The organism is Streptomyces griseus subsp. griseus (assembly GCF_000720255.1).
In the GTDB taxonomy this organism is placed as follows: domain Bacteria; phylum Actinomycetota; class Actinomycetes; order Streptomycetales; family Streptomycetaceae; genus Streptomyces; species Streptomyces griseus_I.
Genome location: NZ_JOJE01000002.1, coordinates 36,251 through 50,627, shown reverse-complemented (window position 1 = coordinate 50,627; position 14,377 = coordinate 36,251). Strand labels below are relative to the sequence as shown.

General features: G+C 68.6%; 16 protein-coding genes. 11 read left to right on the top strand and 5 right to left on the bottom strand.

From position 1 onward, the window contains the following. Window positions 1-22: 22 nt before the first annotated feature. Both IG99_RS03840 and IG99_RS49495 read left to right on the top strand, forming a co-directional pair. Window positions 23-1,027: an LLM class flavin-dependent oxidoreductase gene (locus IG99_RS03840; RefSeq protein WP_037670198.1), complete on the top strand. Its 1,005-nt coding sequence runs from the start codon at window positions 23-25 to the stop codon at window positions 1,025-1,027. A 13-nt stretch (window positions 1,028-1,040) separates the two neighbouring features. Next, window positions 1,041-1,193: a hypothetical protein gene (locus IG99_RS49495; protein WP_199815449.1), complete on the top strand. Its 153-nt coding sequence runs from the start codon at window positions 1,041-1,043 to the stop codon at window positions 1,191-1,193. 26 nt (window positions 1,194-1,219) lie between these two features. On the opposite strand, the gene IG99_RS03835 is transcribed toward IG99_RS49495, so the two are convergent. Both IG99_RS03835 and IG99_RS03830 read right to left on the bottom strand, forming a co-directional pair. Next, window positions 1,220-2,419, bottom strand: coding sequence for an SPFH domain-containing protein (locus IG99_RS03835; RefSeq protein ID WP_037669787.1), 1,200 nt, complete (start codon window positions 2,417-2,419; stop codon window positions 1,220-1,222). Between the two features lie 12 nt (window positions 2,420-2,431). Then, window positions 2,432-2,683: a hypothetical protein gene (locus tag IG99_RS03830; RefSeq protein ID WP_037670197.1), complete on the bottom strand. Its 252-nt coding sequence runs from the start codon at window positions 2,681-2,683 to the stop codon at window positions 2,432-2,434. A 28-nt stretch (window positions 2,684-2,711) separates the two neighbouring features. Here IG99_RS03830 and IG99_RS45020 point away from each other — a divergent pair, with 28 nt between their 5' ends. Further along, window positions 2,712-2,939 carry a hypothetical protein gene (locus IG99_RS45020; RefSeq protein ID WP_078947521.1) on the top strand — a complete coding sequence of 76 codons (228 nt, stop codon included), beginning with the start codon at window positions 2,712-2,714 and terminating at the stop codon, window positions 2,937-2,939. Window positions 2,940-3,180: 241 nt separating this feature from the next. Beyond that, on the top strand, window positions 3,181-3,633 hold the full coding sequence (locus tag IG99_RS03825) for a DUF5707 domain-containing protein (protein WP_078947535.1): 453 nt from the start codon (window positions 3,181-3,183) through the stop codon (window positions 3,631-3,633). A 361-nt stretch (window positions 3,634-3,994) separates the two neighbouring features. Here the strand turns inward: IG99_RS03825 and IG99_RS03820 are convergent, their stop codons facing one another. Genes IG99_RS03820 through IG99_RS03810 form a run of 3 tightly spaced genes read right to left on the bottom strand, consistent with a single transcriptional unit; the run spans window position 3,995 to window position 6,714 of the window. Continuing rightward, window positions 3,995-5,176, bottom strand: coding sequence for a nucleotidyltransferase family protein (locus IG99_RS03820; protein WP_037669783.1), 1,182 nt, complete (start codon window positions 5,174-5,176; stop codon window positions 3,995-3,997). A gap of 33 nt (window positions 5,177-5,209) precedes the next feature. Continuing rightward, entirely contained in the window at window positions 5,210-5,458 is a 249-nt protein-coding gene (locus IG99_RS03815; protein WP_037669780.1) for a hypothetical protein, read from the bottom strand. Then, window positions 5,455-6,714 carry an MFS transporter gene (locus IG99_RS03810; RefSeq protein ID WP_051864901.1) on the bottom strand — a complete coding sequence of 420 codons (1,260 nt, stop codon included), beginning with the start codon at window positions 6,712-6,714 and terminating at the stop codon, window positions 5,455-5,457. The genes IG99_RS03815 and IG99_RS03810 overlap by 4 nt, the downstream gene beginning before the upstream one ends. A gap of 342 nt (window positions 6,715-7,056) precedes the next feature. Here IG99_RS03810 and IG99_RS03805 point away from each other — a divergent pair, with 342 nt between their 5' ends. Genes IG99_RS03805 through IG99_RS03770 form a run of 7 tightly spaced genes read left to right on the top strand, consistent with a single transcriptional unit; the run spans window position 7,057 to window position 13,988 of the window. Then, window positions 7,057-7,722: a hypothetical protein gene (locus tag IG99_RS03805; protein WP_037669778.1), complete on the top strand. Its 666-nt coding sequence runs from the start codon at window positions 7,057-7,059 to the stop codon at window positions 7,720-7,722. 20 nt (window positions 7,723-7,742) lie between these two features. Beyond that, a complete protein-coding gene (locus IG99_RS03800) occupies window positions 7,743-8,003 on the top strand; it encodes an acyl carrier protein (protein WP_037669775.1) in 261 nt (86 codons plus the stop codon). Beyond that, window positions 8,000-10,099 (top strand): beta-ketoacyl-[acyl-carrier-protein] synthase family protein, encoded by a 2,100-nt coding sequence (locus tag IG99_RS44070; protein ID WP_051864899.1) that lies wholly within the window; start codon window positions 8,000-8,002, stop codon window positions 10,097-10,099. Before IG99_RS03800 ends, IG99_RS44070 begins: the two co-directional genes overlap by 4 nt. Further along, complete coding sequence (locus IG99_RS03790) at window positions 10,099-11,496, top strand: class I adenylate-forming enzyme family protein (protein WP_037669773.1); 1,398 nt, start codon at window positions 10,099-10,101, stop codon at window positions 11,494-11,496. The genes IG99_RS44070 and IG99_RS03790 overlap by 1 nt, the downstream gene beginning before the upstream one ends. A gap of 7 nt (window positions 11,497-11,503) precedes the next feature. Next, window positions 11,504-12,757, top strand: a complete 1,254-nt coding sequence (gene tmk, locus IG99_RS44770; RefSeq protein WP_063768287.1) for a dTMP kinase — start codon at window positions 11,504-11,506, stop codon at window positions 12,755-12,757. Further along, complete coding sequence (locus IG99_RS47380; RefSeq protein WP_037669770.1) at window positions 12,754-13,311, top strand: orotate phosphoribosyltransferase; 558 nt, start codon at window positions 12,754-12,756, stop codon at window positions 13,309-13,311. Before tmk ends, IG99_RS47380 begins: the two co-directional genes overlap by 4 nt. Next, entirely contained in the window at window positions 13,308-13,988 is a 681-nt protein-coding gene (locus tag IG99_RS03770; RefSeq protein ID WP_051864897.1) for an IMP cyclohydrolase, read from the top strand. Before IG99_RS47380 ends, IG99_RS03770 begins: the two co-directional genes overlap by 4 nt. Window positions 13,989-14,377: the final 389 nt, after the last annotated feature.

The window sequence follows — 14,377 nt, the reverse complement described above, 5'->3', positions numbered from 1 at the left end:
GCCGGCCGTGAACATCGCCGGCATGGACATCGGTGTACTGCTTCCGACCGGAACCGCGCAGTGGGGCCCGGCCGACGACCCTCGCGAGTTGGTCGCCTTCGGCCGCGCGGCCGAACGCCTGGGCTTTTCCTCCCTCTTCGTCAACGACTCCCTGATCAGCCCGCGCATCGAGGCACTCACGATGCTGGCCGCACTCGCCCCGGCGACCGAGACCGTGACACTGGGTACGGCGGCACTGATGCCGTTCCTGCGTCGGCCGGTCCAGGCCGCCCAGTCGCTCGGGTCGATCGACCTGCTGTCCGGCGGCCGGCTCATCGTGACCGTCGGCGCCGGCTTCCCCGGCCGCTTCGGGCGGCCCCTCTACACGCTGTCCGAGCTGCCGTGGGAGAGGCGCTTCGCCCGCCTGGACGAGACGGTCGCGCTGTGGCGGGCCCTGTGGGACGGCGCCGACTCCTTCCACGGCGAGCTCCTCCGGTTCGCTGACATCCCGCCCACCACCAGGCCGTCCCGAGCCGGCGGCCCGCCCATCTGGCTCGGCGGCGCGTCCCCCGCGGCGCTGGCCCGCACCGGCCGGACGTACGACGGATGGCTTCCCTATCCGCCTGACCCCGCCGACTACGCGTCCGGCCTTCGCGATGTCCGCCGAGCGGCGGCCGACGCCGGACGCGCGGCCGATGACATCACCCCGGCACTGTTCGTCTCGGTACGGATCGACGACGACACCGAGAGCGGCGGTCGAGCACTGGACGCCTACGCACGGGCCACATACGGCATGCCGCTGGCGGACTTGGCGAGGATCCAGGCCGTTGTCACCGGCTCCGCCGACCAAGTGCTCCAACGCCTGGGACAGTACGTCGCCGCCGGCGCCCGGCACATCGTCGTACGACTCGGCACCGTGGGCCTGCGCTCCCAGCGCGACCAGCTGGAACAGATCGCGGACCTGATCCCCGCCCTCCAGAAGACAGCGGATCACGCCGCTGCGGCGGGAACTACGTCGAGCCGCCGGCCCAAGGGGCCAGAGCAGTGACATCCGGCAGCCGATGCCTCTCATCCTGGGGCAGGGGCTGACCAGGCCGGACCCACCACGCGTCAAACGCGCCTCTCCCGGCAAGGCCGGCGTGCGGACGTTGGTGACCCTGTTGGGCGACCAGTACGAGGCGTCCGGCGTGCACGTGGCCACCACGTGTACGTGAGTACGCCTCGCAGAGGGCAGCCGTCCCTAGTCGACGTCCACCGGACCGTCGTTCGACTTCCTCTCCCTGGTGGTGGGCAGCTGGAGCAGGCCGTTGCCGTCGTTCTCCTCGGGGTGGCGGTCACCGGGACGGCGCCCCTCGGAGTCCTGGCCGTTCAGGTTCTGTCGGACCGAGTCAAGGATCGTCAGGCCCTGTGACACCAGGCCGGCGGCGATCTCCCCGAGCCCGTCCGCGCCGTTGAGGACGTTGACGTTGGCGCCGGCGAGGCCGCCGGCGGCCTCCTTGACGATCTGCGGGAGCTGGTCGATCAGCATCCGGTCGAGCGCGACCCGGTCGTACGAGGCCGCCGCCTCCGCCTGGATCTTCATCCGCTGCGCCTCGGCGGCCGCGAGGATCCTGACCCGCTCGGCCTCGGCCTCGGCGGGCTTCACGACCTCGGCCACCAGCTGCTGCTGGCGCAGCTTGGCCTGGCGCTGGGCCAGCTCCGTCTGGGCGGCAAGCACCTCCTGCTGGGCGTGTGCCTGCGCCAGCGGCCCGGCCTGCGCGGCCTGCGCCTGGGCGCGGTCCACCTCGGCCGAGTACTCCGCCTTGACGACGGCGGTCTGCCGGGCGTACTCGGCCTGCTTGCGGGCTGCCGCCTGTTCCGCCTCGACGGCGGCCTGGGTGGCCTGCGCCTGGGCGATCTGCGCCTGCCGCTGGATGGCCGCCTTGTGCGGCGCGGACATCGCGTCGATGTAACCGGTGTCGCCGTCGTCGATGGACTGGATCTGCAGCGAGTCGACGATCAAGCCGATCTTCGCCATCTCCGTCTTGGAGGTGTCCAGGACCTCCGCGGCGAGCTTCTGCCGCTCGGTGACGATCTCCTCGACCGTCATCGAGCCGATGATCGCCCGCAGGTGGCCGGCGAAGATCCGGCCGGTCAGCACCGACATCTGGTCCTGGTCGGAGAGGAAGCGCTGGCCCGCGTTGATGATGCTCTCGTGGTCGTTGCCGACCTTGAAGGCGATGACGGCGCGGACATGCAGCGCGATGCCCTGCCTGGTCACACAGGTCTCGGTGACCTCGGACTCGCACATCGACAGGGTCAGGAAACGGGTCTTGCGGAAGATCGGGAGCACGAACTTTCCGTGCCCCGTCACCACTCGGAACGGCGCTCCCCCCAGTCCCCGCCTGCCTCCCGAGATCAGCATCGCCTCATCGGGGGCGGGAACGCGGTAACCGAACATGCCTGTCACTCCTCAGCCGGCGCCGACGGGACCGCCGCCGAGCGCGTCCAATGGATCCACCCACTCGATGACGCCTACCTCGCGACATCCCCGTGATTCGATCACGAGCACTGTCGCCCCCATGGGCAGGGGATCCTCCGACCAGGCGAGAAAGGTCTCGGAGCCGCCTCTGACCCGCACGAGAACCTCTCCGGGCCCCGCGGATCCGCGGGTTCCGATGAGTACCTTCCCCGTGCAGCCGATCACGGCCTCGTCCTGTGGCATCACCGGCCGTCCTCCTCGTCCTGGCCCCATGATTCCGACGATAGACCCGGTCGGGCCCGGACCCAACGGGCAGGAGGACTCGACCCGCGCCACTGGGACGGACGGCCCCGGCAAGAAGATGCACAAGCGCCATGCCAAGCGACTGGCCACCCAGGCCGTCCTCGCCCTCGCCCGCCGCCGCGTCAACGTCCTCTGGGCACTCCTACGCGGCGGCCGGTGCCACGAACTCACCCCGCCCGGTGCTCACGCGGCTTGACAGACCGCATGAGGGATCACTGACCGGGTGACCGTTTATCTCGCTCAGCCCTGCATGCCCATCCCCGGTCGACGGCAGTTGCCAGCCTCTCGCCTTCGTCTTGACTGACGGACTGGCCTTACTCAGGCGGGAGTTGAGTATGTGCGCTCATACCTGGTGCTTGTTGCGCGGCCAGGATTGGTGCAGCGGCGCAGCAAGGAGCGCCGGTCTGATGCAGCTGATCCTGTGGGGGGAATTTCTCATGTCGCGTCGCATCGTTCTGTCCGTGACCGCCGGTGTTGTCGTCCTGGGCGGTGCCGGGGCCTTCGCTCTGGCCCACGCCGAGGGCCAGCCTCCGGTGCTGGCGCACAGCACGGCCCGTTACGCTGCCCCCGAAGGTGATCGGGGTGGTTCGTTGGCCTTCACCACTGATGTCACGGCGTCCTCCGGTGTGAAGAACGTGAAGGTCCTGGCCTGGCCGGCGAAGTCGTCGTTCGCGAAGAAGGGGCTGACCGTCAAGGAGATGGCGGCAGCGGAGACGGCGGTGTGCAAGCCGGCCGGTGGGGACACCGTGCGGTGCACCTACAAGGTCCCCGTCACGCGCGCCGATGCCGAGGCGTCTCCGCGTGGTCTGTGGCACGTCGCCGTCCTGGCCACCGACAAGGACGGCGACACGACGCTGGACACGAAGGCGGCCGACTTCACCGTGGTGTGATCGACGCGCATGTGATCGTGGCTCGGCCTTTGACCCCACGGCCCTGAATCCGCAGCACCGTCCGATGTCCGATGATCGCCCGGAGCCTCGGCACGGGGCCCGCACCGTGGCAGCCTGTACGGGGACGGGGCCCTTCGCGATTTCACCGCCGACCACTCCGGCGCGTCCCCGTCAGCCGTGATCGAGGCCCTGACCTGCCTGCTGGACGACTTCGGCTACGACACCACCTGCTCGCCCTCGGCATCCCCCTCCAGCGGCCTGATTGCCATCCGTCCCCCTCAGGCCTGCATCGCACTCGCCGCAGTGGCGCCCACACCGCGCGCCCCGTGCACCGCCGGCCGGCTCACTGCGTCACAAACAATCAGGAACCGGACACCATTCGACGCGCAATTCCTGTGCCTTGGGGTCGGAACACCTCGGCGAACGGCACGCAGTTGACGGTCGAGAGAAATCGGGCACTGAAGTCGCCCAAGTCGTAGTCGGGATGCGCCTGGAGTAGGTCATAAAAATATGCGACCTGATCTTCAGGCACACAATGGGGATCCTCGAGAATCGTCGACAACTGCTGAAGCCCGTAATAGGCAGGGGCGTAGAGCCGGTACTTCTCCACCAGGCGGGCGAATCGCGACCAGTCGACCTCGCAGGCCGCGACGACCCTGGTGGCGTCTGCGATCGTCTGCAATGGCGGGTCATTGAATGCCTGCGTCACGCTGTAAGCCCTGCCGAGATACAGGCACAGGTAGACTTCCGGATCGAGTGCGGGGTATTCGAGTCCGTCCGGCAGCGTGACCTTGCGGCGCGAGGGCCACTGGTCCTCTTCCTCGAATCCGGACGCGATCGAGAAGTGCAGGTCGACCGCCGCCGCGGCGTAGGGCTTGCCGTCGATGACAACCGCCGGAGTGTGCCGGGTCAGGAGATCCACCTGTTCGCGCGACAGCTCGGGGGAGAAGAACGTGAAGTAGGGGTGCGCCTGGTGGTGGTTCTCGAGCATCCACTCGAGGTCCCGGTCCTCCAGCGGCATGAGCGCAGGGCCAGTGCCTGCCGCATCGAGCCGGGACTTGTCTATCGTCCCCTGCCGGAATCCGGCCTCGACCAGTATGTCGTGTGCTTTCTGGACATCACCGGGAGGGACCAGCGGATCGGCGTCGACTACGAACCTCTTACCGCTCGCGTTGGGGAATGCGTAGATCATGTCGAATCCCTTGATGGGCATGACCTCCATTCCGGTCTGCCGAAGCGCTGTGAATGCCGGCAGCAATATTTCGAGTCGCGCATCCGTGACAATGTCGAGCACTTGGCACAGTTGCCACATCTCGTCGAACTGGCCGCCGTCGAAATATTCTCGTACGCCGGGCATGAAGGCCAGACACTTCTTCACCTTGAGGAACTTGGTGAACTCGCCGACCCGGTCCGCGATCAAGCTGATGTCGCATTGCCGAATAAGTTGGCGGCCGTACTCCTGTGCCCCGGGATGGGTGGCTGATACCAGTCCAGCACCCACAGCGGCCAGTGAGAAATGCGCCTTTTCAGTAACGCTGCTCATACCTGCCCCATTCACGCTCGATGTCATGTGTGATCAACCGCTGGTGATGCTCTGGCCTTTACAGAGATTCTCCACCGGTCCGAAAAGGACATCCATCATCGTTATCCCGCCCAGGGGATACCCGGCGAAACCAACCGCCTCATGGTTCTGGTCGGCAGCGTAGAAGAAGCCCGGCCATCGATACCCCATCACCAGGCCACCGAGGTAAATATCGTCCGGATCCGGCGGACATGCTTTGTCCCCCTCGGCCGCGGCAGGCTTCTCATAGGTGGCTTTGATCACGCGGGCATCACTCTTCCCAATAGCGCGGACTTAGGCAGGCGCGAGGCAAGGAACAAGGTCGTCGGAATCGTGAGGAGGCCGAGGAGTACGAGGCTGGCCCATGGAGCGGAGCTCGACTGTTCGAACAGAACGGAAAACATGAGCGGTGCGACCACCGTGGCAACAGCGAAAGAGGTCTGGAAAATCGCAAGGTAACGACCTCGCACGTGGTCGGGCGCAGCATCCGCGGCGAGTGCGTTCGATACCGGAGAGTGCACCAGTTGAGCCGCCGAGTAACACAGGATGGCCGTCACGAGGCAGGGCAGCCACATAACTCGCGGCGCCCATTCCGGGGCCATCGTCAAGCAGGCCCAAGAGGCCCAAAGAGAGCCGGCCAGACAGAGCGACCTGTCTCTTGAAAAAGGGCGGATCAAGCGGACGACCAGGGGCTGGAATATCGCCTGGACTATCGTGTTGGTCGCCAGTAGGGGCCCGATCGCCCAGATCATCGACGGGAGCCGGTGCGTGACGAACGGCGGGAACGCGATGCCGAGCATCACATTGCAGAGAGCGAACACCGTGTTCAGTGCCACCAGTCCCAGGTAAGGACGATCGGCCCACAACACCCGGTATCCGCGCTCGTGGTGTTCCCCGTCATGCCCCGCGCTGGGAGCGGCCCTGTCGGGAACACCTGCCCCGACCAGCACGGCGGCCGCAACCAGCAGCAGGACATCCGCCGCGATCGCGCCGCGCCAGGCGAGGTTCGACTGCATGGACAGGATGACACCCGCGGTGAGCGCACCGACGCCGTAGCCGGCTGCGCGCAGCGAACCTATGACACCGAACCACCGCTCGCGCGCCCTGGCATCGGAATCCCCGTCGGCCAGATAGCTGACCAGAGTGAACACGGAGGACCAGAAAGCCCGTTGGCCCAGCGATGTCACAAACGCGGCGAGGAAGAGCATGGTTGGACTCGTCGTCACGAGATACCCCGCGAACCCGGCTGCCTGCAGCAATTGCGCCACCAGCACGACCCGCTTGGGCCCCACACCGTCGACGAGTCGGCCAACCCACAACGGCAACGGCAGCGTTATGGCCCCGGCGATACTCAACAGGGTTCCGACTCGCACCAGTGACTCGCCCGAAGTCGCGGACAGGTAGAGAAGGGACATGGGGACGAAGAGACCGTTGACGACGGAATCTGTCATCAGGACGAGGAATATCGAGACTTTCTCGCCTGGGCGACCCCTGCCGAGCGGCTGGATTTGAGCAATCACAGGTACTCCGTTTGCCTGGATTTTATTGTGTGACGTCAAACCAGCCGCGTCGCTGCCTGTCGCATCACTTGGGGTGACAACGCCGGGAAACGCTAGGGCGAACCATCAGTGGCCGACAACCCTTCAGATCTTCTCCAAAGGTAAAGAATGTTTGACTCTGCGTGACTGGCCCATGGCGGTTGACAGTTGATGTTGGGACATGAGAGACCTTGAGCGTTTCCGTTGGTCGCCGCCAGCCGAGGCCCACTTGGCCCGATGAAGCTCCTCGTGCGCATCTCTTTGCCGCCTCGGCCTGTCCCCTCGCGTGCGACTCGTTCTTTCGCCACTGCTTGGAGAACCACAATGGACTGGAGCGCCTTCGTCGCCGCGCTCGAAGCGGATGTCGACTGGTCTGATCCGAGTTACATGGAGCGCCAGGCGCCGGTCGTGGAGGAGATCCTGCTGATGGCGTCAGCATCTCCGGAACTCGTCCACGAACGCACGGAAGCGATTCTCGCGGACGACGAGTTGTTCGGTCGGCTCGCACCGCACATGAACTACCCGCGGATTCTCATGGACAAGTTCGTCCTCCACGTGGAGGACGACAGCCCGTTCAGGGTGCGGCTGCACCGTTTCAAGACCAAGCGCCAGAACGGCGGCGCGATCGAGAAGGTGCACTTCCACAAATGGCACTGCAGCACCGTCATGCTCCGCGGCGGCTACCACGAGCGGCAGTTCGAGATCCTGCACTGCGATGAAGCGGCAAGGACCGCACGGCTCGACGTCCAACTGCGGCAGGACCTGTCCTCAGGACAAACGAACTCGCTGCCGGCCGGACGGCCGCACCAGGTCAGCAACGAGAGCGACACGGAGCCGTGCGTCACCTTGTTCGTCCGAGGCCCCTCCGTGCTGCCGTGTGCCCGGATCTTCGATCCGGAGCGAGAGGTCTTCTACAACACCTACGGCCCCGATGAGCAGTTGAGGGTCGGCCTGAGCCACATGGGTCGTCTCGACCCGGACTTTCACTAGTCACAGCACTGGAGTCATCCGTGACCGCGACACCCACCCACGACACCCTCGTCGCCCTGCTCAGATCCCACAGTCCCGAACTTGGGGAGAGCGAGCTGGAGCCCGAGCCGCATGACCAGCTCACCGCGCTCGGCATCGACTCGCTCGAACTCCTCTCGCTCGCCGCGGACATGGAAGAGGCCTTCGATCTGGACATCGACGACGCCGACCTCGGCTCTGCGAAGACCGTGGCGGATCTGCTGAGGATCATCGAACCGGCCCTACGGAAGCCCGCGGAATGACCCACGAGCCCACCGCCGTCATCACGGGCCTCGGTTGTGTCTCGCCCCTCGGCTCCGGCGTCGAGCGCTTCTGGGCAGGCCTGTTCACCGGCTGCGAACCGCACCCGCCGACGGGGTTCGACGCGACGGCGATGCGAGTCGTCGGCGTCCTGGAGGTTCCGGACCACGACGGCCCGCGGGAAGACCGGCCGGTACGGCTGCTGCGCGGCGCTCTTTCGGAGGCGATCGCGCAAGCCGGCCTCGACAGCGTCCGGATCCAGGGCGCCGGGCTGGTCCTCGCCTCGACGAGCGCCGGGTGGCACCTGCCGGAGCAGGCCTTCGGCGGTCAGGCGCCGACCGACGGCCACGGTCCGCTGCGCAAGGAGTGGCCCGCCGTGGTGGTCGCCGAGGAACTCGGACTGACCGGGCCCTGCGCCGTACTCTCCTCGGCCTGTGCCTCCAGCACGGGAGCGGTCGCCTGGGCGACCGAGCGCATCCGGGCCGGCGAGGCGGAGGTCATGCTGGTCGCCGCCGTGGATGTGGTGACCGAGGTGGTCCTGGCCGGTTTCCGCTCGATGCGCTTGCTCACCAAGAGGCGCTGTCGGCCGTTCGCAGCCGACAGGGACGGCTTCGTCCTCGCCGAGGGAGCCACCGTCGTCGTGCTGGAGTCCGCCGTACACGCCGCTCGGCGCGGTGCGGTCACCCGCGCGGCGGTCACCGGCTGGGGAGCGAGTTCGGACGCCGGTCACCTCACCACGCCGGCGTCCGAGGGCATCGCCCGCTCCATGCGTGCGGCGCTCGCCGACGCCGCCTGCCGGCCCGAGGACATCGGTGTGTTCCACGCGCATGCCACTGCCTCCCCGGCGAGCGATCTCGCCGAGGCCCGAGCGGTGGAGGAGGTACTGTCGCCCGGCCCGTCCGGCGTGCCGACCACCGCCATCAAGAGCGCGATCGGCCACACCGAGGGCGCCGCGGGGCTGTTCACCCTCGCGGCGGCCGTCGAGGGACTGTCCCGGAACGAGGTGCCGCCCGTACTGGGTGAGGGGATCCAGGATCCGGCGACCGCGGCGGTACAGCCGTCCCGCGGCCGCCGAGCCCACCCGGCCGGCTCCGCCTTGGTGCACGCATCGGGGTTCGGCGGAGCCAACTGCACGGTCGTCATCGGCCGGGAACCCGCTGCCCGCCGAGCACCGCAACCGGTCCCCGTCCACCTCATCGCCGCAGGCCGATCCCGCACGGAGGATGTGGAAGCCGTCGGCTGGCACCCCGCCTTCGATGTGCGCTCCGCTCCGCTGCCCGGGCGGCAGCTGACCACCCCACGCCCCGACCGCACCTGTCAATTGCTGGCAGCGTCGGTGGGCGCTCTGCTCGGCGGGCTGCCCGAGGAGTGGCGCTCCGACTGTCTGAACGGAGGGCTGCTCATCGGGACGGAGTTCGGCCAGCAGCACCACCACGCCCGTATGCACGCCGCCTTGCGGGCCCGAGGCATCCGCGGGGTCGACCCGCTCGACTTCGCGCTGTCCACCTTCAACACTCCCGCGTCCGCGACGTCCGTCATACACGGCATCCGGGGAAGGACCGAGACCTACCTCGGGGCCACGGGAGCCGTCGAGGCACTGGTCAGCGGCGCACGGTCGGTGCGCAGCGGCCAGGTCCCCGCCATCCTCATCGGCGGCTATGACGCTCCGGAGAACCGTCTGCGCGTCCCGCCGGACTCCCCACCCCTGCCGGCCGCCGCGACCGTGATCGCCTTGGGTTCTCCGAGACACGGCGGTGCTCCGGTGGGAGCCTCGGTGGAACTCGCCGGACACACCAGACTGCCCATCGCCTCTCGGCCGGCCGGCCCAGCGGCACTGGACGTGGCGGTGAAGAGGCTTTGCGCGCGACCACCGGCGCTGCTGGTAGCCGGCGGCTTGGAGGAACCGGACGCCGAGGCGGGCCGGTGGACCCAGGCCGAACCCGCGGCCGGGGCGGTTGCCGCCCTGGATGCCCATCTTCTGGCGATCAGGCGGATCGCGGACGGTGAAGCGCAGGACGCGGTCGTGGCCACCACCGGCCCTTACTGCGCCACCATCCTGGTGCACTACCGCCGGCCTGTGGAACGGAGTGCCGGGTGATGTGGGAGCACGTACGCAGACACGCGAGCCGGACCCCGGCGGCCCCCGCGCTGATCGACCCCCGCACCACCCTCTCCTGGGGCGAGTTGGTGCGTGCCGTCGAACACCGTTGCGCCGGTCTGCCCGAGCGGCCACGGCGAAAACCCCGCCTGATCGCCCTGCACCGGCGAGCCGACACCGCGTGGGTGGTGGATCTGCTGGCCCTGCGGGTCAAGGGGTACGCCGTGCTCGCCATCCCGGAGGCCATGCCCGCGAATCCGGCGACCGCGCTCGCGGATGAGCTCGGCGCAGCCGGCGTACTGCGCGGAGGCCCCGAGGTGAAGTTCACCGAACACGAAGGAGCTGACCTCGGTGACACGGCGCTGGTGCACCTCACCTCCGGGACGACGGGCACGGCTCGAGGGGTGCTGCGCAGTGCGGCGAACCTCCACGACGAGGCGTCAGCCGTGGCCCACTCTCTCGAGTTGGACACCGCTCATGCCGTGCTGATGGGCACCCCGGTGACGCACAGCTTCGCCTCGGGTCTGCTGTTCGCGGCACTGCTGGCCGGAGCCCCCAGCATCCTCGTACCGCACTACGACCCGGCCGCCCTGGCGATGCTGGCTCTGCGCCACCGCCCGGGCACGATCGCGGGCACCCCCTACGTGCTGCGCGCCCTGGCCGGTACGGAGGCGATACGGCAGGCCGGGCTGCCGGGCCTGCGTTACCCGCTGTGCGGGGGAGCGCCGCTGCACCCCTCGTGGGCGGACCTCTGGCTGCGCACCACCGGGGTGCACATATGCCAGGAATACGGCCTGTCCGAGGGTGGTATCGCCACCATGAACCTGCGCGATGCCGCGGCATGCCCCGAGTCCGTCGGCGTCCCCGTTCCCCGGGTCGACATCCGAGTGCTGGACGCCGACGGCCGGCCGGCGCCCGCAGGGACGGTCGGCAGGATAGTCGTCGACCGCCCGGCGAACCCCACCACCTACCTGAGCCCGGGAGGCCGGCACCGGCCGATTCCGGCGGTGGACGACGGCACCGCTGGTGGTCTGGACACCGGCGACCTCGGCTTCGTCGACCCACAGGGCCTGTTGCACCTGACCGGCCGCGCCAAGCTCCTCGTCAACGTCGCCGGTGCCAAGGTCAGCCCCGTCGAGGTGGAACAACGCCTGCTCGACCACCCGGCGGTCCTCGACGCCGTCGTGGTGGGCGTCGCCGATCCCGACCGCGGCGAATCGGTGGCCGCCATGGTGGAAACGACGCCGGGCGCCACGATCAGGGAACTCGCCGGCCATCTGCGCGAGCACCTCAGCAGCTTCGCCGTTCCCCGCCGCTGGGCACTGACCGACACCATTCCGCGAACCCCTGCCGGCAAACCGGACCGGGCCCGGATCCGTCATCTCCTGGAAGGCTGACAACAACATGCTGGAAGACGCCTACGCCGCAGCGGGTGTGCTCGACTCCGGTCGCTACCTCACGACCGTCAACGAACTGTGCGACCACATACCGGCCCTGCGTCCCGAGCTGCTGCGCCACGTCGTCGACAGACTCCGCTCGGCTCTGGATCTGACCGGATGCGACAAGATCCTTGTCGAGGAGGAGAAGGGCGCCGTCATCGGAGCGGCCCTGTCCCTGGAGACCGGCATCCCGCTGGCGATCGCCAGGACCTACCCGTACGCCGTACCCGGGTACCGCGTCGGCTTCGTCAGCGAATACACCCAGGGCGAGCTCTACGTGAACGGCGTGGAGCCGGGCGACCGGGTCTGCCTCGTGGACGACACGCTGTCCACGGGAGGGACGCTGGTGTCGCTGGTGTCCGCCGTTCGCCAGATCGGCGCGGAGGTCAGCGAGATCGCCGTCGTCGTCGAGAAGGCAGGCAACGGCGGTCGGGACGCGCTCGCACAACTCGGCGTGGAGGTCACCGCGTTGATCGAGATAGAGGTGTCCAAGGGCACCGTGACCGTGCGTCGGCCGCCCGAGGCTCCGGAATCCGGCCGGGCCGGCATCCAGTTCCTCGACACCATGCGGCCGCACGGCGAGCAAGGCCTCTTCGTGGTGGTGGAGGGAACGGACGGCGCGGGCAAGACGACCCTGGTCAACGGCCTGGCGGCCGCCCTGCGGGCCGACGGCCACGAGGTGTTCACGACGTTCCAGCCCACCCCGAGCGCTCGGGCGACCGATGTCTTCCGCGGTTTCGCCGAGCGCGGCGGAGACGACCCGGCTCTGCACCGGGCGCTGTACCTGGTCACGCTGGGCGACCGTCTGTACCACGCACGCGGCGACATACTCCCCGAGCTGGCGGCCGGCCGGGTGGTCATCTGCGACCGTTACATCTACACCACGGTCGCCAACGCCCTGGCTCGCGGTCAGCGCCTGGAGAGCTGGTTCCGCCAGACGGTCGGCATGTTGCCGAAACCGGACCTGGCTGTGCTGGTCCACAGTCCTGTGGATGTGGCCGTCCAACGGATACGCAGCCGTGCCGCGGAACGCGAGCGCCCGATCGACATGGCCCACATGGAAGGCGTTTACAACGGCTTCCAGCGCCTCGTGGCCGACGGCCAGTTGATCGGTCTGGACACCGACGCGCTGGGCATCGAGCCGACGCTCACGCAGGTTCGCGCTCGTGTCGACGAGTTGCTGCGCGAAGGTGCGGCGCAACGGAGCCTGGCATCGTGACCGGCCACCTGGCCAGAACCCTGCTGGCCCGGCGGCCCTTCTGCCCCGGCCGGCGCGGGGACGGAACACCGCTGGCCGACTACTTCGACGGCCATCGCGTTCTCGGGGAACCGCGACTGCTCGCCGCGCTCGCCGACGAGCTCTACCTCGCGATCGCGCGGACGGATGCCGAACTGGTCGCTGGAGAGGTGGCGGCCGGAGCCCAGCTGGCCACCGCGGTGGCCCTGGCCAGCGTTCGGCACGACCGGGTGCTGGAGTCCCGCGGAATACGCCGCGTTCCCAAGGAGTACGGTGTGCCCGGACTGCTGACCAGCCCGGCCCCGGCCGCCTCGCGCGTAGCAGTGGTCGACGACGTGGCGGGTACCGGAGCCGCCGGCCTGCGCTGCGTCGAGGTCCTGCGAGAGGCCGGGCACGAGGTGGTCGGCGTGTTCGTCCTCCTGGACCGCTGCCAAGGTGCCGCCGAAGCACTCGCGCGCTTTGGTGTGATACTCACCTCGCTCTTCCGTTTGGAAGATCTCGCACGAGAGCTGAATCAGAAAGGCACTGGCCCATGACCACCATCCTGGAAGCCCTTCGGGACAACCCCTACCCCGGTCGGCTCATCCTGCTGGCACGCACCCTGAACGGGGAACTGACCGCCGGGTACGCGCTCACCGGACGGAGCGAGGCATCCCGGGCCCGCCGGATGGAACTCACCACGTCCGGTGAGCTGACCGTCGTACCGGTCGGTGCCACGGGCCACGACAGCCTCCGGCACTACGTCGCCGCGACCGCGGACGAGCGATGGACCGTCTACGGCAACGGAGAACAGGTGGCGGAGGTCGCCGCTCGGCTGGCGAAGGGCCTCGCGCCCGGCAGCGCGCTGGAGGACCTCAGCTACGAGCCGGACCCGCCGATCTGCACACCGCGGATCACCGCCGTCGTGGACCGTGTCGACCAGCGGGCCTGGTTCGGCGCGGCACGCCGCCCGGAGGGCGAGCGGGAGAGCGCGGACACCACCGTGGTCGCGCTGGGCGATCTGGCTCCAGGGCAGGCGGTCATGCTGAGCACCTACCAGTCCGACGGAGACACCGTGTCGACCGCCCGGCGCCACTTCGACCTGAACACCGCCGCCCAGGACGCGGACGCGCTGCTGGCGGAGCTGTGGGCGGCACTGGACTTCCGCTTCCTGGTCGCCGCAACCACGTTCGCACCGATCACCGGCGTTCAGGGGCCCGCCAGCCATGCCTGATGCGGATCACGCGGGAACAACACCGTGCTGATGCCCGCGTGGGTCTCCTCGCGGGCCTGGCATGTGTCGAAGTAGGCCGGGGACGCGGGATCGTACGGACGCGGGATCGTACAAGGCGGCGAACGCACACAGGAACATCCCGCGTTGAGTTGCCGGTTGCAGCCCTGGGCGTGTTCGCCGTCGATCGAAATCCAAGACCGACGCCGGCGCGCGGTGATCGACCTTCCGCCGGCCCGGCTCCCAACCGCGTCCCGGCTCGTACCGCGCCCGTGCTCCCTTTCTCGGAACACCGTTTCGCAGCGGCGCCCGCGGGGGAGCGGGGGCGCTGACCTGACCGTGGGTGCGCCGACCGACCAGGCGCGCGGGTGCCTGGCTGCACCCCTGGCCTC

Excerpts from the sequence above, each read along its gene's own strand:
- IG99_RS03840 (WP_037670198.1), top strand. The coding sequence starts at position 23 with ATGGACATCGGTGTACTGCTTCCGACCGGAACCGCGCAGTGGGGCCCG.
- IG99_RS49495 (WP_199815449.1), top strand. The coding sequence starts at position 1,041 with ATGCCTCTCATCCTGGGGCAGGGGCTGACCAGGCCGGACCCACCACGC.
- IG99_RS03835 (WP_037669787.1), bottom strand. The coding sequence starts at position 2,419 with ATGTTCGGTTACCGCGTTCCCGCCCCCGATGAGGCGATGCTGATCTCG.
- IG99_RS03830 (WP_037670197.1), bottom strand. The coding sequence starts at position 2,683 with ATGCCACAGGACGAGGCCGTGATCGGCTGCACGGGGAAGGTACTCATC.
- IG99_RS45020 (WP_078947521.1), top strand. The coding sequence starts at position 2,712 with ATGATTCCGACGATAGACCCGGTCGGGCCCGGACCCAACGGGCAGGAG.
- IG99_RS03825 (WP_078947535.1), top strand. The coding sequence starts at position 3,181 with ATGTCGCGTCGCATCGTTCTGTCCGTGACCGCCGGTGTTGTCGTCCTG.
- IG99_RS03820 (WP_037669783.1), bottom strand. The coding sequence starts at position 5,176 with ATGAGCAGCGTTACTGAAAAGGCGCATTTCTCACTGGCCGCTGTGGGT.
- IG99_RS03805 (WP_037669778.1), top strand. The coding sequence starts at position 7,057 with ATGGACTGGAGCGCCTTCGTCGCCGCGCTCGAAGCGGATGTCGACTGG.
- IG99_RS44070 (WP_051864899.1), top strand. The coding sequence starts at position 8,000 with ATGACCCACGAGCCCACCGCCGTCATCACGGGCCTCGGTTGTGTCTCG.
- IG99_RS03790 (WP_037669773.1), top strand. The coding sequence starts at position 10,099 with ATGTGGGAGCACGTACGCAGACACGCGAGCCGGACCCCGGCGGCCCCC.
- tmk (WP_063768287.1), top strand. The coding sequence starts at position 11,504 with ATGCTGGAAGACGCCTACGCCGCAGCGGGTGTGCTCGACTCCGGTCGC.
- IG99_RS03770 (WP_051864897.1), top strand. The coding sequence starts at position 13,308 with ATGACCACCATCCTGGAAGCCCTTCGGGACAACCCCTACCCCGGTCGG.